Source organism: Streptomyces endocoffeicus, from assembly GCF_016741935.1.
Classification (GTDB): Bacteria; Actinomycetota; Actinomycetes; order Streptomycetales; family Streptomycetaceae; genus Streptomyces; species Streptomyces endocoffeicus.
The window spans coordinates 86284-108472 of record NZ_JAERRG010000018.1 but is presented as its reverse complement, the minus strand read 5'-3'; the positions used below and the strand labels follow the sequence as shown (position 1 = coordinate 108472).

The following is a 22189-nucleotide window of genomic DNA, read 5'->3' as shown; positions in this document are numbered from 1 at the left end:
GATCATGAGGGCCGGAGCGAGGCCGGGAGCTGCCGGTGCACCAGCGTGGCGTACCGGCCTCCGGCGAGCATCAGGTCGTCGTGGCCACCCCGCTCCGTGAAACGGCCGTCGTCCAGGACGACGATCTCGTCCGCATCCATGATCGTGCTGATGCGGTGCGCGACGACGATCCTGGTGCAGCCCAGCGCGGACAGCTCACCGGCCACCTCCGCCTCGGTCACGGCGTCCAGATGACTCGTGGCCTCGTCCAGCACCAGCAGCGCGGGGTCGGCCAGGAGCGCGCGGGCGATCGCCAGACGCTGGCGCTGGCCCCCCGAGAGCGCACTGCCACCCTCCGCCACATGCGTCTCCAGCCCCATGGGCATGCGCCGCACATCGGGGAGCAGCCCGGCCCGGCCGAGCGCCTCGAAGAGGGCCTCGTCGGACAGGTCGTCCCGGCCGAGCCGCAGATTCGATCCGAGGGTGCCGCCGAAGACATGGGGTTCCTGTGTCACGATGCCGAAGCGGCGGCGCAGACTGTCCGCGTCGTACTCCTCGATGGCGCGCCCATCGAGGAGCACCGTGCCCTCGGTCGGCCGTAGCAGCCCGGCGAGCAGGCGGATCATCGTGGTCTTCCCGGAGCCGCTGGCCCCGACGACGGCGAGCTTCGCGCCCGCGGGAACGCGCAGGGTCAGGTCGCGCAGGATCCACGGCCCCTGCCCGTAGCGGAAGCCCACTCCGCGCAGCTCGATCTCGCCCCGCACCATGGCGGGGGCGGCGATACCCGGCCTTCGGATCTCCGGACGCTCGTCCAGCACATCGTGCACCCGCTCCAGATGGGCACCGATGGTCTGGAGGTAGCGCATGCTGGTGGCCAGTCCGGCGATCGGGGTGAGCAGCCCGGCCGCGATCGCGTTGAGCGCGATCATCGAGCCGATGGTCAGCGCACCCGAGCGCACCTGCGCGATGCCCAGCAGCAACAACACCAGCGGGGAGGCCACCTGCAGCAGCAGGGTGAGGGAGTCGGTGAGGGCGTCCAGGCGGCGTCGGCGGAGCGCCGCCCGCAGATAGTCGCCCAGCGACCCACGCCAACGGTCGAGCACGGTGCCCACCAGCCCCGCGCTCTTCACGAACTCCGCGCCCCGCAACGCGTCCACCGCCACCGACTGTGCGGCGGCCTCGGCGCTCAGCTCCCGTTTCGCCAAGGCGTTGGCCGGCCGCAGGGTGGCCAGCACGATGGCGATCTGCGCCGCGCCCAGCCCCGCCGCCAGGAGCGCGTACCAGGGACTGAAGGCGCACAGCAGCACCAGATAGCCGACCACGAAGACACTGTCGATGACCAGGGTGACCATGCGCGAGGTCAGCAGGTCCCTGATCACCGTGTTGCTGTTGAGGCGGGCCAGCAGATCCCCGCTGCTCCGGGCCTGGAAATAGCCGAACGGCAGACGGAACAGATGAGTCATAAACCGGTCGCCGAGTGCGCCGTCCAGCCGATGCTGCAGTACCAGCAGGGCTCCGGCCCGCCCCAGCCCGATCAGCGCGTACACCGATACGAAACCGGCGATGCTCAGGGAGAGACCCGAGAGTGTCCCGGCCCGTTCACCGATGAGCGTGTCGATGCCGTACTTGGTGAGGAACGCCGACCCCAGGGCGAGTAGCTGCACCATTCCGGAGAGCAGAACCGCGAGGACGGCCCACCGCGGTGCCATCCGCATCATGTCGCGCATCAGCCGCAGCGGCCAGGAGTCCCGGGGCCCGCGCCGCTCGATGAACGAGGAGCCGGGGGCGAACTCCAGCAGGGTGCCCGAGCTCCGGGCGCGGAATTCCGCATGGGAGACGGTGGCGCGTCCCTCGCCCGGGTCGAGCACTCGCACCCCCTTGCGCCCGACACTTCCCACCACGACGAAGTGGTGGTCGTCCCAGTGGGCGATGGCGGGCTTGCGCACCGCGCCGAGTGCGTCCGGCGCTACCTTCAGCCCCCGGGCCTCGAGCCCGTGGGCGCGTGCGACCTCCAGGATCCGGCGGGCGCTCGCGCCATCGCGGCTCACCCCGAACTCCGCGCGCAGCTCCCGCAGGGGAACCCTGCGGCGGTGCGCCCCGAGCACCATGGCCAGACAGGCGGGACCGCACTCGACCTCGCTCATCTGGGCCACGAACGGCACCCGCGACCCCATCTCCCCGCCGCTCATATGTGTCTCCTCCCGCGCCGCGTTCCCTGGCGCAGCAGCGTGCGGCACACCGGTTCGGCCCCGGTTCACCGCCGGTTCATTTCGCCGCTGACCGGCGTGGACGGCACCGCGAGGCGCGGCGGCACAAGGTTTTCGCAAGGTTCCCGGCCAACTCGCTCACCCAGTTTTGGCTGTGTCACACCGGGCCGACCGGAGTGACGTCCATGTACGGACCGATACGAGCACGTCAAACGGAGGAACCATGAACCGGACCACCAAGGCATGGAAGGACCCGGTCTTCCGCGCCGGGCTGAGCTCCGAGGAGCTCACCGAGCTGCCCGCCCACCCGGCGGGTGCCATCGAGCTGACCGACCAGCGGCTGGACAACGTCGTGGGCGGAGGGCTCACCGACACCTGGGTGACGTGCGGTCACAAGACCTGCCGCACCTGCTTCACCTGTGACTGGCTCTGTGGCTGACCCGGTGCGTCCTCGGACGCGGTGACCCATGAGCCATTCCGGCGCGGGCCCCACCCACGGGGCCCGCGCCGGATCGGATCGCGACCGGGCCGTCTCCACGGCAACAGGGCCATGGCGGGCGACAGGGCCGTCAAAAGAGGGGGAGAAGTGAGGAATCGGCAGCAGGACATCCTGAACTCGACGACGTGGTGGCGAGGCGTGCCCCTGCGCGACCGGCGGCCGGGCGCTCCGGCGGTCACCGCCGAGCAGCGTGCGCACGGGCTGCGCCGCCTGGAGCTGTGGCGCGGCGGCATCCTCTTCTCGGCCGGAAGGCCCGCCACCGGCGTGGACCCGCTGGAGCGCTGGACGGCCACGGGGGTCACCGAGGAGGAGCTGATCACCCTGCTGGGCGAGCCCGCGGAGTCGCTCGCCGGGCGACTGCCCGCACCGGAGTGGCTGAAGGTGATCGCCGAGGCATGGCGTCATCACACCTCCGACGGCGACGGCGACGGCGACGGCGACCACGACGACGGCGACCACGACGACGGCGACCACGACGGCGACGACGGCAGCGACGGCGACGACGACGTCCGGGGCCATGTCCACGCGGCGACCCACAGTCCCGGCCATGACCACGGTCACCGCCCCGGGCTCGGCCCGGCCGAACTGGCCCTCCCACTGCTGCGCTGGGCCCGGAGGGAACTCCGGCGCCGGGTGCCCGGACTGCCTTCGGATCATCCCCTCCTCCTACCGCCCCTGGAAACGATCTCCGGCATGGTGTCCCGTGCCCTGGTTCTGGAGCTCAACGTGGCCAGGGTGACCGGGGAGCTGGCCGGCGACACCCCTGAGGAGCGGTTCACCTCGTTCATGGCCACTGTCCGCACCCCCGGGCGGGCGCTGGAGATCCTGTCCGAATACCCCGTACTGGCCCGTGAACTGGTGGCCTCGCTGCGCCACTGGATCGATGTGCGGCAGGAGTTCGCCGAGCGCTTCCTGGCCGATCTGCCCCGGCTGCGCGCGGTGTTCGGCGGCTCCTGGCGTGGTCTGGGCGATGTGACGGACATCGGCTTCGGCGCCGGGGATACCCACAACGGCGGCCGGTCGGTCGCGTTGTTCACCCTCTCCGACCGTACGAAGCTGGTCTACAAACCGCGGTCGGTCGCCGTCGAGCGCCACTTCAACGACCTGCTCGCCCGGCTCAACGACCGGGGGCTGCGCCATCCGCTGCGCACCGTGGAGGTGCTGGCCCGGCCCGGGTACGGATGGGTGGAGCACGTGGCCTCCGGGACGTGCGCCGACGAGGCCGAGGCCGACCGGTTCTTCTGGCGCCAAGGCGCCCAGCTGGCCCTGTTCCACGCCATCTGCGGCGCGGATCTGCATCTGCAGAACCTGATCGCGGCCGGGGAGCACCCCGTCTTCGTCGACCTGGAGGCCACCTTCCTCGGGCGGTCCCGAGCGGTGGCCGACCCCGTCCTGCGGATCGCCGGCGCGGTGCCCGATGTCCTCAACGACTCCGTCCTGGGCATCGGGCTGCTGCCGGAGCGGATCATCGAGGTGGACGACTCGGGCTGGCGGGACGCGGAGATCAGCGGGCTCGCGGGCGGCGGCGGCCAGCTTTCACCGAGCGTGCTGCCGACCTACGCCGGCCAGGGCACCGACGAGATGAGGCTGGTGCGCGAGCGAATGCCCATCGGCGGCGCGGCCAACCGGGCCTCCGTGGGCGGAACATCCGTCGATCCGCTGCGGTACCGCCGATCCCTGGCGGAGGGCTTCGAGTCCGCCTACGGGCTCATCGAACGGGAGCGGGACGGACTGCTCGCCGAGGACGGCCCGATCGCCGCCTTCGCCGAGGACGCCGTGCGCCATGTGCCCCGGCCGACCTCGGTCTACAGCCGCATCCTCGCCGAGTCGATGCACCCGGACGTCCTGCGCGACTCGCTGGACTGGGAGTATGTGCTCGAAGCCGGCCTCGCGGACGGGCATCGGGGCGTCGCGGGCAGGATCGAGCTGCTGACCAGCGAGCAGCGTCAGCTGGCCCGGCTCGATGTGCCGACCTACCACACCACGCCGTCCGCCACCGACCTGTGTGACGCGGACGGTGTTGTCGTCCGCGACTTCCTGGCCACCTCCGGGATGGAGGCGGTGCGCGCCAAGATCCGCCGCATGGGCCCGATCGATCTGCGCCGCCAGAAGTGGTGCATCGACGCGTCACTGACGGGCCTCACCTTCGGTACCCGGACGCCGGCCGCCCCCCGGCCGCGGGAGCTGCCCGACCGCCCCCTCGACACCCGGCTCGCCCTGCGGGCCGCGACCGCCCTCGCGGACGAGCTGCTCGACACCGCGGTGCACGGCACCGACGACCAGCCCCCGCACTGGCTGTCGCTCAATGTCGTGGGGGAGCGCTACTGGCGCGCGGGACCCGCCGGGATCAGCCTCTACGACGGGGTGAGCGGTATCGCGCTGTTCCTCGCGCACCTCGGCTCGATGACGGGGGACCAGCGGTACCGGGAGGTGGCCGAACGCATCGCGCAGTCGCTCGCGGACTCGCTGACCAGCCCCGACCGCGGCCGTCACGTTCGTTTCAGCTTGAGCATCGGGGGATTCGGCGAACTGGGCGGCGCCGTCTACACGCTCACCCATCTGGCCGCCCTGTGGGACACGCCCGAACTGCTCGACGCGGCCGCCGCGCTGGTTCCCGAGCTGGCCGGGCGGTTCGAGGGCGACCGGGAACTCGATGTGGTCCAGGGAACGGCCGGGGCGGCGCTGGCCCTGGCCGCGCTCCACCGGACGCGTCCGGACGAGCGCACCGCGGACGCGCTGCGGCTCGCCGCCGCCACACTCGCCAAGGCGGCGACCGAGGTGACCGGCGGAGTGGCCTGGCGGACGGCGGTCGACCCCGACCGGCCGCTGCTGGGAATGTCCCACGGGGCGAGCGGCTTCGCCCTCGCCCTGGCCCGCGCGGCCGAGCTGACCGGCGAGGACCACCACTACCGGCTGTGCGAGGAGGCGCTCCGGTTCGAACGCCACGGTCTGGACCCCGGCCGGGGCAACTGGCCGGATCTGCGCAGCATCGTGCCGCGGGGATCCTTCATGGACGCCTGGTGTCACGGTGCCGCCGGTATCGGGCTGGTCCGGGCGGCGCTGCTCGGCGTCGAGGGGCTCGCCGATGTCCATGAGCTCCTCGCGGAGGACCTGCGCATCGCGGCCGGCACCGTCCGCGGCGACCTGCTGCGGGACGGCGTCCGCACGGGCTTGGGCAACGACTCGCTGTGCCACGGGGATCTGGGGCTGGTGGCGGCGCTGCGCGCGGCCGGTCCCGCGCTGGGGGAGACCGACGACCTCGGCCCCCGTGTGGCGCGCCTGGTGGCCGACCGGGTGCTGGCCGGGGACGTCCGTCCCGGCGTCCCGATGGGAGTGACCACCCCCGGGCTGATGACCGGATCGGCCGGGATCGGATACGGACTGCTGCGTGTGGCCGCACCGGACCGGGTGCCCGACGTCCTCACCCTCGCCGCCCCCGGAGCCGACGGCGGATGCGACGCGCTTCGTCACGGTGGCCGCCGATGACCCCGGCACCGGTGCGCTACCGCATCCTCGGGCCACTGGAGATCCGGGGACCGGACGGCGCCTTCCGCATGGTCAGCCAGGCCAAGTGCCGTGCGCTGCTGGCCGTACTGCTCGTCAACGCGGGCCGTACGGTGCCGGCCGGGGAACTGCTGGAGCAGCTCTGGCCGGGCGGGGCGCCGAAGTCCGCGCCCAAGCTGGTCCAGCAGTACGTCCACCGGCTCAGGCGGGCACTTCCCGCGCCCCCGCCGGAGCGCTGCCCGGCGGTGCGGTGCGAAAGCCGGCTGCTCACCAGCCCGCCGGGCTACCGGCTGGCGGTGGACTCCGGTGAGCTGGACGCCGACCGCTTCACGGCGCTCGCGAAGGTGGCGCGCGGGGCCCTGGCCGAAGGGCGGACCGGGCAGGCGGCGGAGGGGTTGCGGCGCGCCCTGGACATGTGGCGAGGGCCCCTGCTCGCCGATGTGCCGGACCTCCCCGCGATCACGGCCGAACTCGTACGGCTGGAGGAGAAGCGGCTCTTGGCCACGGAGGCATGGGTGTGGGCCGAAGTGCACCGGGGACACGCCCATGACGTCGTACCCGAACTGGAGATCCTGGTCGCGGCCCACCCGCTGCGCGAGTCCTTCCGCCATCAGCTCATGATCGCGCTGTGTCTGACCGGGCGCCGTGCCGACGCGCTCGGTGCGGCCCGGCAGTTGCGGTACGTATTGGCCGAGGAGCTGGGTATCAGGCCGGGAGCGGACGTCCTCGCCATGGAGCAGGCGATCATCCGGGACTCCCTCGCGGATCTGCCGGGGCTGGTGTCGAAGGCGATCGGCGCGCCGCCGGCCGCCCGGGGCGTATGAAGGGCGCACCCGGGCGATAGCGGGTGCCCCCCCCGCGTCCGGCTCGCGCTCCCCGTCGTGATGTCCCTTCCATACCGGGAAGTCCTCCCCGTACCTTGGGGAGTTGTTGACTCGGTATTGCGCCGACTGTCATCCACAGGTGGTCGGTGCGGGGGCTACGACACAACGGGGGAAAACGCATGGGGGCGCGATTCGGCGTGCTCGGTGCCATAACGGTGTGGCAGGACGGGACGCCGGTGGACGTGGGGCACGCACGGCAGCGGCTGGTGCTCGCGGCGCTGGCCGTCGACGCGGGGCGGGCGGTGCCCACGGGGCCGCTGGTGGACCGGGTGTGGGGGGTGGGGGTGCCCCGGCGCGGCCGGGAGGCGCTGTACGCGTATGTGTCCCGGCTACGGCAGGCGCTGGCGGGCACGGGGGCGGAGCTCGTACGCGAACAGGGCGGCTACCGGCTGGCGGCGGAGACCGACGCGGTGGATGTGCTCCGGTTCCGCGAGACGGCCTGCCGGGCTCGTGCGGCCGGCGGCGGGGAGGAGGCGGCGGCGCTGTGGGAGACCGCGCTGGGGCTGTGGCGGGGTGAGGCGTTCGCCGGGGCGGACACACCCTGGTTCAACGCTCAGCGTTCGGTGCTCGAGGCCGAGCGGTTCACCGGGCAACTGGACCTGATGGACGTGCGGTTGCGGCTGGGGCAGCACGGCCGGGCACTGCCCGAACTGGCCGCCCGCGCCGAGGCGCATCCGCTGGACGAGCGGGTGGCCGGACAGCTGATGCTGGCCCTGTACCGGTGCGGGCGCCAGACCGAGGCGCTGGAGCACCATGAGCGCGTCCGGCGCCGGCTGGCCGAGGAGACGGGGCTCGATCCCAGCCCGCCGCTGGTGCTGCTGCGCCAGCGGATCCTCACCGCGGATCCGGCGCTCGACCTCGCTCCGGTTACGGCGCCCGTGACGCCCCGGCGGCGACCGCGGCCGGTGCCTCAGCAACTCCCCGCACCGCCGGTCACGTTCGTTGGCCGCGAGCGCGAACTCGCCGCCCTCGACGACCTGTACGAGACCGCCGACGGCGAGGGCACGCTCGACATCGCGGCGATCAGCGGTGTCGGCGGGGTGGGCAAGACCTGGCTGGCGCTGCGCTGGGCCCATCGCAACCTGCCGCGCTTCCCGGACGGGCAGCTGTATGTGAACCTGCGCGGGTTCGCTCCCGCCGCGGGCCCGGTGCCCGCGGCGGTGGCCGTACGCGGCTTCCTCGGCGCCCTGGGCGTGGATCCGCAGGAGATGCCCGCCGACCCGGAGGCGCAGGCCGGGCTGTACCGGTCGCTGATCGCCGACCGCCGGATGCTGATCCTGCTGGACAACGCCCGCGACGCCGACCAGGTGCGGCCGCTGCTGCCCGGCACGGGCGGCTGTGTGGTGCTGGTGACCAGCCGCGACCGACTGACCGGACTGGTCGCCGCCAATGGGGCACGTCCGTGCGTGGTGGACCCGCTCACCGACGGTGAGGCGAGGCTGCTTCTGGAGCGCCACCTGAGGCGGGTCCGGCGGACGGACGATCCGCAGGCGTTCGACGCGATCGCCGCGGCGTGCGTGGGGCTGCCGCTGGCACTGGCGGTCGTGGCCGCGAGGGTCGCGGTGACCCCGCGGTTTCCGCTGCGGACGCTCGCCGCGGAGCTGCACGACACCCAGCTCGGCCTTGACGTCTTCAGCGGGGGCGATACTGCGACCGATGTACGGGCGGTGTTCTCCTGGTCGTATCACGCGCTCGGCACGGGCGCCGCACGGCTGTTCCGGCTGCTCGGCCTCCATCCCGGACCGGACATCTCCCTCCCGGCCATGGCGGGCCTGGCCGGTCTCCCGGTGTCCCGGGTGCGCCCCCTGCTGGCCGAGCTGGCCCGGGTGCACCTGGTCGGGGAGGTCACGCCCGGCCGGTACACGCTGCACGACCTGCTCCGCGCCTACGCGGGCGAACTGGCCCACACCGTGGACCCCGAGGCCGATCGCAGGGGTGCGCGGCGCCGTGTCGTCGAGCACTATCTGCACACCGCCGATCGCGCGGCCGGGCTGCTGGACCCGCACCGGGACCGCGTCCCCCTGCCCCCCGCCGTGCCGGGTGCCTGCCCGCAGGAGATGGCGGACCGGACCGCGGCCCTCGGCTGGTTCACCGCGGAGCACGCCGTACTGCTGGGCGTGGTCGACCTGGCGACCGGCGCCGGTCTCGACGCGGGCGCCTGGCGGCTGGCCAGGAACCTGGAGACCTATTTCGACTACCGCGGACACTGGCACGACTGGGCCGCCGTCCAGCGCATCGCCCTCGGCGCGGCCCAGCGGCTCGGCGATCCGGCATGGCAGGCCGGCGCCCACCGCGGCCTGGGCAGCTGCCTCACCCAGATGGGCCGCCTCGACGAGGGACACCGCCACTTCCGCGACGCCCTCGACCTCTACGAGCGGCTGGGCGATCCCATCCGCCAGGCACATGTCCACCGTGGTCTGGGCTGGGTCTGCGGCCGGCTGGGCGGCCACCGGGACGCGCTCGGCCACAACGAACGTGCCCTGACGCTCTATCGGCAGTCGGGGCACCGAGCCGGGGAGGCCCTGGCGCTGAACAACGTCGGATGGGTGCACGCCGTACTGGGCGACTACCGGCAGACGCTGGACTACTGCGCCCAGGCGGTGTCCGTGAACCAGGAGATCGAGGACCGGCATGCCGAGGCCGGGGCGTGGGACAGCCTCGGCTACGCCCATCACCACCTGGCCGAGTACCCCGCCGCGGTGACGTGCTACGCCCGGGCCCTGCGCCTGGTGCGTGGCTTCGGCGACCGGTACAACGAGACCGAGATCCTGAACCATCTCGGCGACACCCAGCTGGCCGCGGGCGACCTGGACGCCGCCCGGGCCGCCCGCGGCCAAGCCCTCGAGATCGCCCTCGAGATCGGCCATCCGGACACCGACGAACTCCGTGCCAAGCGGGACGATCTCGACCCGGCGGGCTCCGCGGACCTCAGGGCTCCGCATCCGGCCCTGCGCTGATGTCGGCACGTGAGAATGTCTAGACCAGTGTCATGTTCACTGCCATGATAACTCTGCACTTCCGGCACCCCCCACTTCATGTGCACTCCTCATTTCCCCCGCAGACGCGGCCGTGCGGCCGCGCGAGAGGTGGCGTATGTCCAGACGCGTCTCCACCCGATTCCGGACCCTGCCCTGCTGGGCATCGGCCTTACTCCTGGCCCTGGGCATGACCGCACTGGCCCCCGAGGCGTCCGCCCGGCCGGCCGTGCCGAGCACGATCCCGCTGAAGTTCACCAACAACTCCGGGCGCGGCGACCAGATCTACGTCTATACGCTCGGCACCCTGCTCTCGACCGGGCAGCAGGGCTGGGCCGACGCCTCCGGGACCTTCCACCCCTGGCCCGCCGGTGGCAACCCGCCCACCCCGGCGCCCGACGCGTCGATCGCCGGACCGGCGGGCGGCCAGTCCCTGACGATCCGCATCCCCAAGCTCTCCGGCCGGGTCTACTTCTCCTACGGCCAGAAGATCGACTTCAGGCTCACCACCGGCGGCCTGGTGCAGCCCGCCGTGCAGAACCCCTCCGACCCCAATCGGAACATCCTGTTCAACTGGAGCGAGTTCACCCTCGACGACTCCGGGCTGTACATCAACAGCACCCAGGTCGACATGTTCTCCGCGCCGTACGCGGTGGGCGTGCAGGGCGCCGACGGCAGTACGAAGACCGCCGGGCACCTCAAGCCCGGCGGCTACAACGGCGTCCTCAACGCACTGCGCGCACAGGGCGGCGGCTGGGGCAAGCTCATCCAGACCCGCCCGGACGGCACCGTCCTGCGGGCCCTGTCACCCGGGCACGGCATCGAGGCGGGCGCCCTGCCCGCCAACGCGATGGACGACTACATCAACCGGGTGTGGCAGAAGTACGCCGGCACCACCCTCACGGTCACGCCCTTCGCCGACCGGCCGAGCGTCAAGTACTTCGGACGGGTCTCCGGCGACGTCATGAACTTCACCAATGGTTCGGGAGCCGTGGTCACCAGCTTCCAGAAGCCGGACTCCGACTCCGTCTTCGGCTGCTACAAGCGCCTCGACGCCCCCAACGACCAGGTACGCGGCCCGATTTCGCGGACCCTGTGCGCGGGCTACAACCGCACGACCCTGCTCACCAACCCCAACCAGCCGGACACCAGTGACACCGGGTTCTACAAGGACGGCGTGACCAACCACTACGCCCGTGTCATCCACGGCCAGATGGCCGACGGAAAGGCGTACGCCTTCGCCTTCGACGACGTCGGCCAGCACGAGTCGCTCGTCCACGACGGCAATCCGCAGCAGGCGTCCATCACCCTGGACCCCTTCAACTAGGCCGGGAGGAGGCACGGCATGAGACGCAAGAGACCGCTGCGCACCCGCCTGGCCGCCCTCGCGGCCGGAGCACTCGCCCTGCTGGCCCCGCAACTCCTCCCGGCCACGGCCGAAGCAGCGCCGTCCGCCACCGTGTGCAACAAGTACTGCGACGCCCGCGATCCGGCGCTCGCCCCGCAGAGCCGCACCCCGGTCACCGCCACCGTCTTCTCCCGCTCCATCGCCCTGCACTTCGACGACACCGACGCGATGGGCTGGGCCTCCATCGACAACGGCAGCCCCGGTGACGAGGTGTGGCTGGACCGCTCGTTCGACGGCGGCCGGACCTGGTCCTCGGGCAGCCGCCTCGGCAACACCGCCATCCCCGCCGGGCAGCGCGGCTGGCGCACCCTGATGTACAACGTGGACGACTGGGGCGCCCAGGGCGTCGGCGCGCTGCGGGCCTGCGGCAAGGCCGGTGACCGCGCCGACATCGCGTGCACGCCCTGGGCCCGTACGACCTGGAACGCCTGGGACCGCCGTACGGCCGCCGCCACCGCCCAGATGGCGTTCTACTCGAACGGGACCGGGCTGTTCTCCACCACCGGCTGGTGGAACTCGGCCAACGCCCTCACGGCCGTCATCGACAACATCCGCGTCACGGGCATGCGCAGCTATGAGTACGCGATAGCCCGCACCTACGACCTCAACCTCGGCGCGCAGGGCGGGCAGTTCCGCAACGACTACATCGACGACACCGGCTGGTGGGGTCTGGCCTGGGTGGCCGCCTATGACCTCACCGGGGACTCCCGCTATCTGGCCACCGCCCGGGCCGACGCCGACTACATGGCCTCCTACTGGGACTCCACCTGTGGCGGCGGTGTCTGGTGGAGCACGGCGAAGACGTACAAGAACGCCATCGCCAACTCCCTCTACCTCCAGCTCAACGCCGCCCTGCACAACCGGATCCCCGGCGACACCGCCTATCTCCAGCGGGCGAGGACGGAGTGGACCTGGTTCCAGGGCACCGGCATGGTGAACGCCTCGAACCTGGTCAACGACGGCATCGACCTGGGCACCTGCAAGAACAACGGCAGCGCGGTCTGGTCCTACAACCAGGGTGTGCTGCTCGGCGGGCTGGCCGAGCTGTACCGGGCGACCGGTGACGGTTCCGTGCTCGACACGGCCCGTCGCATCGGCACGGCCGCTACCACGTCGTCCCAGCTCAACACGGCCGACGGCATCCTCAGGGACCCCTGCGAGACCGGCGACTGCGGTGCCGACGGCCCGTCGTTCAAGGGTGCCCATGTGCGGGGGCTGGCCAAGCTGAACGCGGCCCTGCCCGACCACCCCTACACGGCCTACCTCAAACGGCAGGCGGACCGCGCCTACGCCTCCGATCGCAACGCCCTGGACCAGTACGGACTGCGCTGGTCAGGACCGCTGGACAAGACCGACGGGGCACGACAGCACAGCGCACTGGACCTGATGAACGCGGCCTCCTAGGCCACGACCGCGGCCACGGCAGCGCTCATCAGGGCCGCAGGATGAGCTTGCCGCGGCTGTGGCCGGTCTCGCTCCGCTCATGGGCCTCGGCGGCGTCGGCGAGCGGGAAGCTCCGCACCACCGGCACCCGCAGCCGGCCCTCCGCGGCGAGCCGGGCGTAGCCGGCGATGGCCTCCATGGAGCGGCCGCCGCCACCCGCGGAGAAGGTGACACCGAGATCGGCGGCCGCGGGGTCGGCGATGGTGACGACGCGGTCGGCCGTGCCGCCCCGCAGCTCGATCGACACGGGCAGGGCGCCCTGGCCGGCCGCGTCGTAGACGGCGTCGACACCCTTCGGCGCCACGGCGCGCACCCGGTCGGCCAGGCCCTCGCCATAGGCCACCGGGATCGCGCCGAGCGAGCGCAGATATTCGTGGTTGGCGGGCGACGCGGTGCCGATGACGGTGGCGCCCCGGGCCACCGCGAGCTGGACACCGACCCCGCCGACCGCACCGGCGGCCCCGTGCAGCAGCAGGGTCTCGCCCTCCTTCAGCCCCAAGAGGTCCAGGACCCGCGCCGAGGTCTCGGTGGCCACGGGCAGCGCCGCGGCCGTCTCCCAGTCGAGGCCGGCCGGCTTGGGGGCGACATCCGTGGCCAGCGCGTACGTGGCGTAGGCCCCGGTGTCCGTCCAGCCCAGCACCTCATCGCCCACCGCCACATCGGTGACCCCGTCACCGACCTCGTCGACGACCCCGGCCGCCTCGCTACCCGGGATCGCCGGGAACGCGGCGGGGCCCATCTGCGGCATCCAGCCACTGCGGATCTTGTAGTCGAGGGGGTTCACGGCGGCGGCCATGACCTTCAGCCGCACCTGCCCGGGACCCGGATGGGGCTCCGCCGTCTCCTTCAGCCGCAGCACCTCGGGGCCGCCGTACTCCTCGTAGACGATCGCCTTCATCACTCTCACTCCAGTCAGCCCTGTCGAGGGGGCATGTTTGTAGCGACAACGCCATCCTCGGCCGGGACATGCCCCGCCCGGCTGTTCCTCCGGCCAGTTCCACCTGGCCGGAGGAACAGCCGGGGCCGCGGGACGGGCCCATTACGCTGACGGACATGGACCTCACGGCCGCAGTCGATGTGATCCGGGCGCCCCTGGGCGAGATCCTGCCGCGCCTGTCCGCCGCGCTCTCCGAGGCGATCACGCACCGGGCGGTGGCCGAGCTCTCCGGCAACTGCCCGCACTCACCGTTCAAGACCCATGGCGACCCGCCCGGCGAGCCCGGAACCACCATCACCAGCGCCGAGATGGCCGCCATCGCCCCGATGGCGCGCGCCGGGGGAACCTGGCAGGGCCGGGCGTGGCTGGCCGGTGCCGAGGTGCCGGTGCTGGCCGTGCACAGCGATGCCACCGCGCGGGGCGCGCTGCTCGTCCTCGTACGGACCGCGGAGACCCCCGCCCCGGCCGAAACCCTGGCGGCGGCCCGCGCCCTGTGGGACCTGGTGACCGCGCACCGCGACCGGATGGCGGCGGAGGCGGTGCCCGGGGTGCTGGGCCAGTCGCGGGCCGCGGCCGCGGCGCGGGCCACGGCCATCGCCGAGCTCGTCGACGCCCACGGCGCGGCCCTGTCCGCCCTGCTCGGCGTGTTGCGGGGCCGCGATCTGGACGACCGGACCGCCCGGGCCCGCGCGGTGGACCTCGCCGTGAGCGCCCTGGCCGAGCTGCGCGCCCGGACCGACCGCGATCAGGCGCTGGTGGAGGAGCCGGCCGGGGACGCCTTCGCCCGGCTCGCCGAATCGCTCCGCCCGGAGCTGCGCGGCCTGTCCGTACGGCTGGACCTCGGCCCGCCCGGCACCGAGGAGGGCGCGGACCGGCTGCTCGCCGCCGACGTGGCAAATACGGCCCGCGCGGTGGTGCGGGCCGTGGTGCACGCCATGCTCGACGAGCAGGGACCGGGCCGGGACGGCGCGCCGCGCCCGGTGCACCGCGTGCACATCGGCTGGAAGGTCGGCGAGGGCGAGCTGCGCGCCACCGTACGGGACGACGGCCCCGGCGTCCTGAGGCGGACCGCCCTGGACACCCGCCGGGTCGGGGAGCGGCTGGCCGCGCTGGGCGGGCGGCTGGACGTGGACGCGGTTCCGGAGTGGGGCACCACGGTGACGGCCACCGTGCCGCTCGGCCCGCCGCAGCCGGCCCGCGAGGATCCGCTGGACGGCCTCGGGGCGCGCGAGCTGGAGGTGCTGGAGCGGCTGGCCCGCGGGCGGCGCAACCGGCAGATCGCCCAGGAGCTCCACATCAGCGAGTCGACGGTGAAGTTCCACGTGGCGAACATCCTGGAGAAGCTGGGTGTCACCTCGCGTGGCGAGGCGGCCGCGCTGGCCCACACATGGGGGGCCACCGGCTCCTGAGCGGCCGCTGACATGGCGTACCCGGCAGCCACGTCGGCGGACGGCCTTACGCTTCGGAACGTATCGTTGGCGAGGAACGGCGAGCGGAGCGTTTGATGACCACACCGCGGGACCTGCTGATCGTCACTCTGGACGTGGCGCCCATCCGACCCCTGGAGCGGGGCGACCTGTCGCTCGCGCTCGCGGGAGCCGAGCTGATCGACCTCCTCGGCACCGAGGCGCTCACGATCGAGGACGAGCGGATCGTGCCGGGACTCTGCCCGCCGACCGGGGATCGCCTGCTGGACGAGGCCGCGGCGTCGCTCGTGCGCCGGCCGCCCCACGAGGCGGTCGGCGAGTGGCTGTGGCGCAGGGGCCGCGGTCTGTCCTCCGCCTATCTGGACGTCCTGGAGGAGGCGGGACAGATCACCCGGCGGCGCCACGGCTGGCTGCCGCTCCGCGCCGGTCAGGCGGTGCCGGTCGACTCACCCGCCCGCCGCCGTGCGACGGACCGCTGGGCCTCGGACGAGCCCGTCCTCGCGACCCTCGCGGCGGCCATCGGCATCCGTGAGGAGCCCGCGGAAGACGCCGCGGGCGCGACCGGCGACGCGACCGTGACCGTGCTCGCCGCCGTCAACGACGCCGTGATGGAGCTGGAGGCCGAGCGGCAGCGGCGGGCCATCGAGGAAGCCGCCTACGACAACATCTGGCGCGGCCAGTGACCGCGTGATCGGTTCGCCACCGCGTCAGACGGCGGACCAGCCGTTGTCGACGGGCAGGATGACGCCGTTGACGTTGCCGGCGGCGTCGGAGGCGAGGAAGACGATGGCGGCGGCCTGCTCATCGGCCGTGGCGATCCTGCCCACGCTCGCTGCATGGGCTGCTATGACGGCCGGGCCGTGGGTTCCGGGCCGGGCGTCGACCCGGATGCCGGTCGCGGTGCCGCCCGGGGCGATGGCGTTGGCGCGGATGCCCCGGTCCCGGTACATCACAGCGAGGGACTTCACCAGGCCCACGACACCATGTTTGGAGGCGGTGTAGGCGGCACCGGCCGCACTGCCGCGCAGCGCGGCCTCGGACGCGGTGAAGACGATCGCGCCGCGGCCCGCGGCCAGCATGTGCGGCAGGGCGGCCCTGGTCAGCATGAAGGGCGCCGTCAGATTGACCCGCAGGACACGGTCCCATTCGGCGTCGTCGGTGTCCGCGGCCGCCGAGAAGCGGTCCATGACGCCGGCGTTGTTGACCAGGACATCGAGGCCGCCGAACTCCTCCACCGCCGTGGTCACCACCTGGTCCACCACCCGCTGATCGCCGAGGTCGCCGATGACCGCGCGGGCCGTTCCCCCTTGTGTCCCTATGGCCGCGACGACCTGCTCGGCGCCGTCCCTGTCGAGGTCCGCGACCAGTACCTTCGCGCCCTCCTGGGCGAACGCCAGGGCCGCGGCCCGGCCGATGCCCGATGCCGCTCCGGTGACGATGACGGCACGGCCCCCGAGTCCGGTGCTGCTCACGTGTTCCTCTCCTCGCGGCGATTCACGCCGCGCTCACCGTAGGTGTTCTTCCGCATCGGGGTCGGTGGAGACGGACGAGGCCGCCTCCACCGGAACGTTCCGCTGCCCGTATGCCGGGTCGTCAGTCCTGGATCTCGATGTCACCAGGTCACGGGCAGTTCGTAGACGCCGTAGACCGATCCGTCGTGTTTGAACGGGATCCGCTCCAGCTCCACGGCCGGCCGCAGCGTGGGGATACGGCGGTAGAGGGTCCCGTAGACGACCTGGAGCTCCATCCGGGCCAGTGGCTGGCCCAGGCACTGGTGCACCCCGAAGCCGAAGGCCACATGGCGGCGGGCGTCCCGCCGGAGGTCCAGCCGGTCGGGCTCGGCGAACATCCCGGGGTCCCGGTTGGCGATGTCATTGGCCAGGATCAGCCCCTCGCCCGCGCGGATGACCTCCCCGCCGATCTCGATGTCCGCCACCGCCACCCGGCGCCGCCCGCTGTGGGTGATGTGCAGATAGCGCAGCAGCTCCTCCACCGCCGAGGCGATCAGCCGACGGTCGTCGGTGTCGCGCAGCAGGGCGAGCTGCCCGGGGTGCTCGAACAGGGCGAGGGTGCCGAGCGCGATCATGTTCGCGGTGGTCTCGTGGCCCGCGATCAGCAGCAGCACGCCCATCTGCGCCGCCTCGTTGCGGGACAGCTCGCCCGCCGTGACCCGCTCGGCAAGACCCGACAGCAGATCGTCCACCGGATGGGCCATCTTCTCGCCCATCAGGCCGTCCAGATACTCGATCAGGTTGCCATGGGCGGCCGAGCGCTGCTCGGGGGTGACGTTCCGGTTGATGATGACCTTGCTGTTGTCCTGGAAGAAGTCGTGGTCGGCGTAGGGCACTCCGAGCAGTTGACAGATGACCAGCGAGGGCACCGGCAGGGCGAACGCCTCCACCAGGTCCACCGGGTTCGGACCGGCCAGCAGCTCGTCGATCAGATCGTCCACGATCCTCTGCACACCGGGCCGCATGGCCTCCACCCGCTTGATGGCGAACGGCGCCGTCACCATGCGCCGCAGCCGGGAGTGCTCGGGGTCGTCCTTCAGGATGAAGCTGACCCCCGTACCTCCGGGTGGCATCGGGGCCTGGCGGGGGTAGCCGGGCCGGTGGATGTCGGCGCTGACCCTCGAGTCGCCCAGCAACGCCCGCTGATCGGCGTACCGGGTCACCAGCCACGGTGTGCTGCCGTCCCACAGGCGGACCTTCGCCAGCGGGCCCTCTTGCTGAAGGTCCCGCAGCGCCGGGGGCGGGTCGAACGGGCAGCCCGCCGCCCTGGCCATCGGATACTCCGGGGCCCGCGCGGCGCGCTCGTCCACCGGGTTCACTGTGCTGGTCATCGCTCCCTCAATTCGTCCGAGGCGTGTGGTGGAACCCCCGTTGTTCCTCGCTCGACGGCCCTTGGCGGGCCGCCGGTGTGTGCGGGCCGCGGTCAGCGGGTGACGGGCGCCAGCCACAGCCCGACGATCCCGTCGATCAGGCCGGTGGCGGCGTCGTGCCAGCTGGACCGGGGCGTGGCGGTGTTCTCGGCGAGCGCGCGCTCCCGCTCGGCGCACATGTGCAGGATCAGCTGGCGCGACATGGCTCCGCGCTCGATGTGCACCTCGATCGGCAGCTCGGGGAGGCACCGGTTGAACCCTTCGACGGTCCGCCGCAGCGCCGGAGAGGCCAGGGACTCGTCGGCCATGATCTCGTGGAGCGCCGGGTCGGTCATCACCTGGGCGCAGAACCGCGCGTACCAGGTCGGGCCGGGCAGCTCCGCCAGATGCTCGAGGACCGGGCGTACCAGGCAGTCCACCCAGTCCCGTACGTCGGTGGAGTCGCCGATCTCGCCCAGCATCCGCAGGCGCAACCGCTCGACCTGCTCGGCGTGTTGCCGGGCGATCGCCCGCACCAGGTCGGCCTTGGTGCCGAAGTGGTAGCCGACCGCCGCGTTGTTGCCCTGTCCCGCGGCCTCGCTGACCTGGCGGTTGGACACCGCGTACACCCCGCGCTCGGCGAACAGCCGCTCCGCGGCGGCGAGGATCGCCCCGCGCGTGGCATCGGCCCGCTCGTGCCGTACGGCCCTGCCCGCCATGGTCACCACCGCACCGGGAGCTCGCGCAGCCCGCCCACGGCCAGGCCCTCCAGCCGCCGCAACTCCGCTACGGAGACGGCGAGTTCGAGGGTGGGGAGGCGGCGCAGCAGCACCTCCAGCGTGGCCTGCAGCTCGGTGCGGGCCAGCGCCTGGCCCAGGCAGGAGTGCGCACCCGCACCGAACGCCAGATGAGGGTTGGGGCTGCGGTCGAGCGTGAGTTCGCCGGCGCCCTCGAAGGCGGTCTCGTCGCGGTTGGCGGCGGCCATGCTGCACACCACGGTGGTGCCGCGCGGCAGTACGGTGTCCGCGACTTCGGCGTCCTCGCCGATGTACCGGGGCATCCCGAACCCCGGATTGGCGTCGAACCGCAGCGCCTCCTCCACGGCGGTGCGCACCAGCGAGCGGTCGGCCAGGAGCCGCTCCCAGTGGCTCCTGTCGGCCAGCAGCATGGCCAGCATCTTCCCGATCATGTTCGCGGTGGTCTCGTGCCCGGCGACCAGCAGGGCCTGGCCGGTGGCCACCAGCTCCGCGTCGGACATCCGATGGCCGCCGGGATCGGTGGCCGTGATGAGCTCACCGAGCAGATCCTCGCCCGGCCCGGTGCGCTTGGCGGCCACATGGGCGGCCATGTAGTCGGCGAACTCGGCCTGGGCGGCGTCGACTTCGTCCTGCCGGTACCGGGTGAGATTGAGCAGGGTGTCGGACCAGTGGGCGAACCGGTCGCGGTCGCTGTCGGGGACGCCCAGCAGATCGCAGATCACCCACACCGGCAGCGGGAAGGCGAGGTGGGCCTTGAGGTCCGCCGGATGGCCGTGGACCAGCATGGCGTCGATGAGCCGCTCGGCCATCGCCTCGATCCCCGGCCGCAGCCCGTTCATGCGCTTGGCCGTGAACCATTTGGCCACCATCCGGCGCCATCGCTGATGGCCCTCGCCGCCCTGCGGGAGCGACCGCGCCATCGAGCTGTTGAACACCCCGCCCGATTCGCTGTCCGAGACCCGGGCCGCGTCGTCGGCGTTCAGCAGCCGGGTGAACCTCGGGTCGGACAGCACCCGTTTCACATCGTCGTAGCGGGTCAGCAGCGATGCCTCGTCACCGCTGGGCAGCGCCACCTTCGCCACCGGACACCGCTGCCGCAGCCGGGCCCACTCGGCGGGTGGCCCCAGCGCCGTATCGCTGGGGATCGGATAGCTGAGTAACTGCTCGCCGTCTCCTGGAGCCACGACGCTCTCCCTCGGTCCGGGGCGGGGCGGTCATCGACAAGATCAGGCAACCCCATGGGCCACGCTTAAGTCAAGCGACTGATTTAAATTGTCTCGTATCGTTCACGCCCCGAGGTGCGGGGTTCACACCCCGAGACGCGCGGAGCGGCGTTCAGCCGTCGTCCGACGCGCCGGCGTCATGGACCAGCAGGGCGATCTGGACACGGTTGTTGAGATCCAGCCGGGTCAGGACGCGCGACACATGGGCCTTCACCGTCGGCAGCGCCAGATGCAACTCCCGGGCGATCTCCGCGTTGGAGCGGCCCCGCCCGACCGCCCGGGCCACCTCCCGCTCCCGCTCGCCCAGCAGCGCCAGCCGGGCCCGGGCGGCGGTGGCCCGGTCCTCCTGCCCACCGCCCGCCACCTGCTCGATGAGCCGGCGGGTGACGGCGGGGGAGAGCACCGGATCCCCGGCGGCCACCGCGCGGATGGCCGTGACGATGTCCCGCGGCGGGGTGTCCTTGAGGAGGAACCCGGCCGCGCCGCCGCGCAGCGCCCGCAGCACATGGCCGTCGGTGTGGAAGGTGGTCAGCACCAGCACCTCCGGGGCGCCCGGCCGGGCCCGGAGCTCGGTGGTGGCGGTCAGTCCGTCGACGCCCGGCATCCGGATGTCCATCAGCACCACATCGGGCCGGTGCGCGGCGACCAGCGCCGGCACCTCCGCCCCGTCGGCGGCCTCCGCGACGACCTCGATGTCCGGGGCGCCACCCAGCATCAGGCGCAGCCCGGCCCGTACGATCGCGTCGTCGTCCACCAGCAGGACATGGATCACCCGCGCCGTCCTCCCTCACCCCTGGCCCGCGGCGGACACCGGGTCCGCCGCGGGCCAGGGTAGCCAGGCGCGCACCCGGAAGCCGCCCTGGGCCGGGCCCGCGCTCAGCTCACCGCCCGCCAGCCGGGCCCGTTCGGCCAGCCCGATCAGCCCCTGCCCGCCGCCTTCGGCACGGCCGCCTTCGCCACCGCCGGTGTCCGCGGCCGCCCCGGGCGGCGGCGCGGTGTGGACCTCCACCGTCAGCCGGTCGGCCGGGCCTCCGGCCACCCGTACCGTGACCGCCGCGCCGGGCGCGTGTTTGCGCGCGTTGGTGAGCGCCTCCTGGACGATGCGGTACGCCGTGCGCCCCACCACGGGCGGCGGGGCCGGGTTGTCGGGTGGTCCGGTCAGCTCGATCCGGCCGCCCGCTGTCCGGGCCTCCGCCACCAGCCGGGCCAGGTCGGCCAGTTCGGGCTGGGGCCGTTCGTCCTCCGCCGGTCCCGCGCGCAGCACTCCGATCACCGCACGCAGATCGCTCAGCGCCAGGCGGGCGCTCTCCCGGATCACCCCGGCGGCCCTTCCGATCTCCTCGCGGGGCGCCTTCGTATGGAACTCCAGCGCCCCGGCGTGCAGGCTCAGCAGCGTCAGCCGGTGCCCCAGCACATCGTGCATCTCCCGCGCGATCTCCTCCCGCGCCTCCCGGCGGGCCCGCTCGGCCCGCAACTCCGCGTCCGTCTCGGCCAGTTCGGCCCGCTCCCGCAGGGAGGCGATCAGCTGCTGCCGGGACCGCCGGAACAGCCCCCAGCCGATGGCCCCGGTGATCAGCGCGAAGTACGTCAGCGCCGAGCTCTTCCGGTCCCCGGACACCTCCGGCAGCTGCCACAGGAAGACGGGAAGCGGTACGAAGGCCACCGCCGCCACCCACGCGGTGGCCCGCCACGGCCGGGTCGCGGCCACCGTGAACACCGCCACCATCGCCGGACCGGTGAGGTAGTGCGACATCTCGCTGCCCGCCAGCAGCAGCGCCACCGCCAGCGCCACCGGCCACCGCCGCCGCAGCAGGACCGTCGCACACCCCAGCCCGCCGATCACCTGATCGACGGTCAGCCACAGCGGATCGAGGTCCTCCTCGATCGGGAGGGAATCGGAGCTGGCGGCGGCGAAACAGGCGGCGAAGAGCATCAGCCCCAGATCGGCTGCCCAGTCCCGGCGGGTGCGGTGGATGCGGCGCATGTCCCGGAAATCTACGCGGACCGGGCGGGCGAGCGGGGATCCGTCCCGCGGGCGGATACTTAAGTACCACTCCCCGGTGGCGGACGGTGTCCTTTGGTCAT

General features: G+C 72.7%; 16 protein-coding genes. 8 read left to right on the top strand and 8 right to left on the bottom strand.

All coding sequences use genetic code 11. The features are described 5' to 3' along the window. Positions 1 to 2: 2 nt before the first annotated feature. Positions 3 to 2168, bottom strand: a complete 2166-nt coding sequence (locus JK364_RS34975) for a peptidase domain-containing ABC transporter (protein WP_201855385.1) — start codon at positions 2166 to 2168, stop codon at positions 3 to 5. A gap of 241 nt (positions 2169 to 2409) precedes the next feature. On the opposite strand from JK364_RS34975, the gene JK364_RS34970 reads away from it, so the two are divergent. The 6 genes from JK364_RS34970 (at position 2410) to JK364_RS34945 (ending at position 12860) form a co-directional block, all read left to right on the top strand. After that, on the top strand, positions 2410 to 2625 hold the full coding sequence (locus tag JK364_RS34970; RefSeq protein WP_201855384.1) for a mersacidin/lichenicidin family type 2 lantibiotic: 216 nt from the start codon (positions 2410 to 2412) through the stop codon (positions 2623 to 2625). Positions 2626 to 2772: 147 nt separating this feature from the next. Next, the gene (locus tag JK364_RS34965; RefSeq protein WP_201855383.1) at positions 2773 to 6171 is read left to right on the top strand and encodes a type 2 lanthipeptide synthetase LanM family protein; all 3399 of its coding nucleotides are present in this window, start codon (positions 2773 to 2775) and stop codon (positions 6169 to 6171) included. Continuing rightward, entirely contained in the window at positions 6168 to 7013 is an 846-nt protein-coding gene (locus tag JK364_RS34960; protein WP_201855382.1) for an AfsR/SARP family transcriptional regulator, read from the top strand. The genes JK364_RS34965 and JK364_RS34960 overlap by 4 nt, the downstream gene beginning before the upstream one ends. 179 nt (positions 7014 to 7192) lie before the next feature. After that, positions 7193 to 10030 carry an AfsR/SARP family transcriptional regulator gene (locus JK364_RS34955; RefSeq protein WP_230992967.1) on the top strand — a complete coding sequence of 946 codons (2838 nt, stop codon included), beginning with the start codon at positions 7193 to 7195 and terminating at the stop codon, positions 10028 to 10030. Between the two features lie 136 nt (positions 10031 to 10166). Beyond that, a complete protein-coding gene (locus JK364_RS34950; protein WP_201855381.1) occupies positions 10167 to 11375 on the top strand; it encodes a glycoside hydrolase family 64 protein in 1209 nt (402 codons plus the stop codon). Between the two features lie 18 nt (positions 11376 to 11393). Further along, positions 11394 to 12860 carry a glycoside hydrolase family 76 protein gene (locus JK364_RS34945; RefSeq protein ID WP_201855380.1) on the top strand — a complete coding sequence of 489 codons (1467 nt, stop codon included), beginning with the start codon at positions 11394 to 11396 and terminating at the stop codon, positions 12858 to 12860. Between the two features lie 28 nt (positions 12861 to 12888). On the opposite strand, the gene JK364_RS34940 is transcribed toward JK364_RS34945, so the two are convergent. Then, positions 12889 to 13797, bottom strand: coding sequence for an NADP-dependent oxidoreductase (locus tag JK364_RS34940; protein ID WP_201855379.1), 909 nt, complete (start codon positions 13795 to 13797; stop codon positions 12889 to 12891). 155 nt (positions 13798 to 13952) lie between these two features. On the opposite strand from JK364_RS34940, the gene JK364_RS57685 reads away from it, so the two are divergent. Beyond that, positions 13953 to 15245 (top strand): LuxR C-terminal-related transcriptional regulator, encoded by a 1293-nt coding sequence (locus JK364_RS57685; protein WP_201855378.1) that lies wholly within the window; start codon positions 13953 to 13955, stop codon positions 15243 to 15245. A 95-nt stretch (positions 15246 to 15340) separates the two neighbouring features. Further along, positions 15341 to 15946, top strand: coding sequence for a GOLPH3/VPS74 family protein (locus JK364_RS34930; protein ID WP_201855377.1), 606 nt, complete (start codon positions 15341 to 15343; stop codon positions 15944 to 15946). Positions 15947 to 15970: 24 nt separating this feature from the next. On the opposite strand, the gene JK364_RS34925 is transcribed toward JK364_RS34930, so the two are convergent. The 6 genes from JK364_RS34925 to JK364_RS57145 form a co-directional block, all read right to left on the bottom strand. Next, positions 15971 to 16735 carry an SDR family NAD(P)-dependent oxidoreductase gene (locus JK364_RS34925; protein WP_201855376.1) on the bottom strand — a complete coding sequence of 255 codons (765 nt, stop codon included), beginning with the start codon at positions 16733 to 16735 and terminating at the stop codon, positions 15971 to 15973. 140 nt (positions 16736 to 16875) lie between these two features. Beyond that, positions 16876 to 18105, bottom strand: a complete 1230-nt coding sequence (locus tag JK364_RS34920) for a cytochrome P450 (protein WP_201855375.1) — start codon at positions 18103 to 18105, stop codon at positions 16876 to 16878. Between the two features lie 92 nt (positions 18106 to 18197). Continuing rightward, on the bottom strand, positions 18198 to 18842 hold the full coding sequence (locus JK364_RS34915) for a TetR/AcrR family transcriptional regulator (protein WP_201855374.1): 645 nt from the start codon (positions 18840 to 18842) through the stop codon (positions 18198 to 18200). A 2-nt stretch (positions 18843 to 18844) separates the two neighbouring features. Beyond that, entirely contained in the window at positions 18845 to 20065 is a 1221-nt protein-coding gene (locus tag JK364_RS34910; RefSeq protein WP_201855373.1) for a cytochrome P450, read from the bottom strand. Positions 20066 to 20216: 151 nt separating this feature from the next. Further along, positions 20217 to 20876: a response regulator transcription factor gene (locus tag JK364_RS34905; protein WP_201855372.1), complete on the bottom strand. Its 660-nt coding sequence runs from the start codon at positions 20874 to 20876 to the stop codon at positions 20217 to 20219. Positions 20877 to 20891: 15 nt separating this feature from the next. Further along, positions 20892 to 22088: a sensor histidine kinase gene (locus JK364_RS57145; protein WP_201855371.1), complete on the bottom strand. Its 1197-nt coding sequence runs from the start codon at positions 22086 to 22088 to the stop codon at positions 20892 to 20894. Between the last annotated feature and the right edge of the window lie 101 nt (positions 22089 to 22189).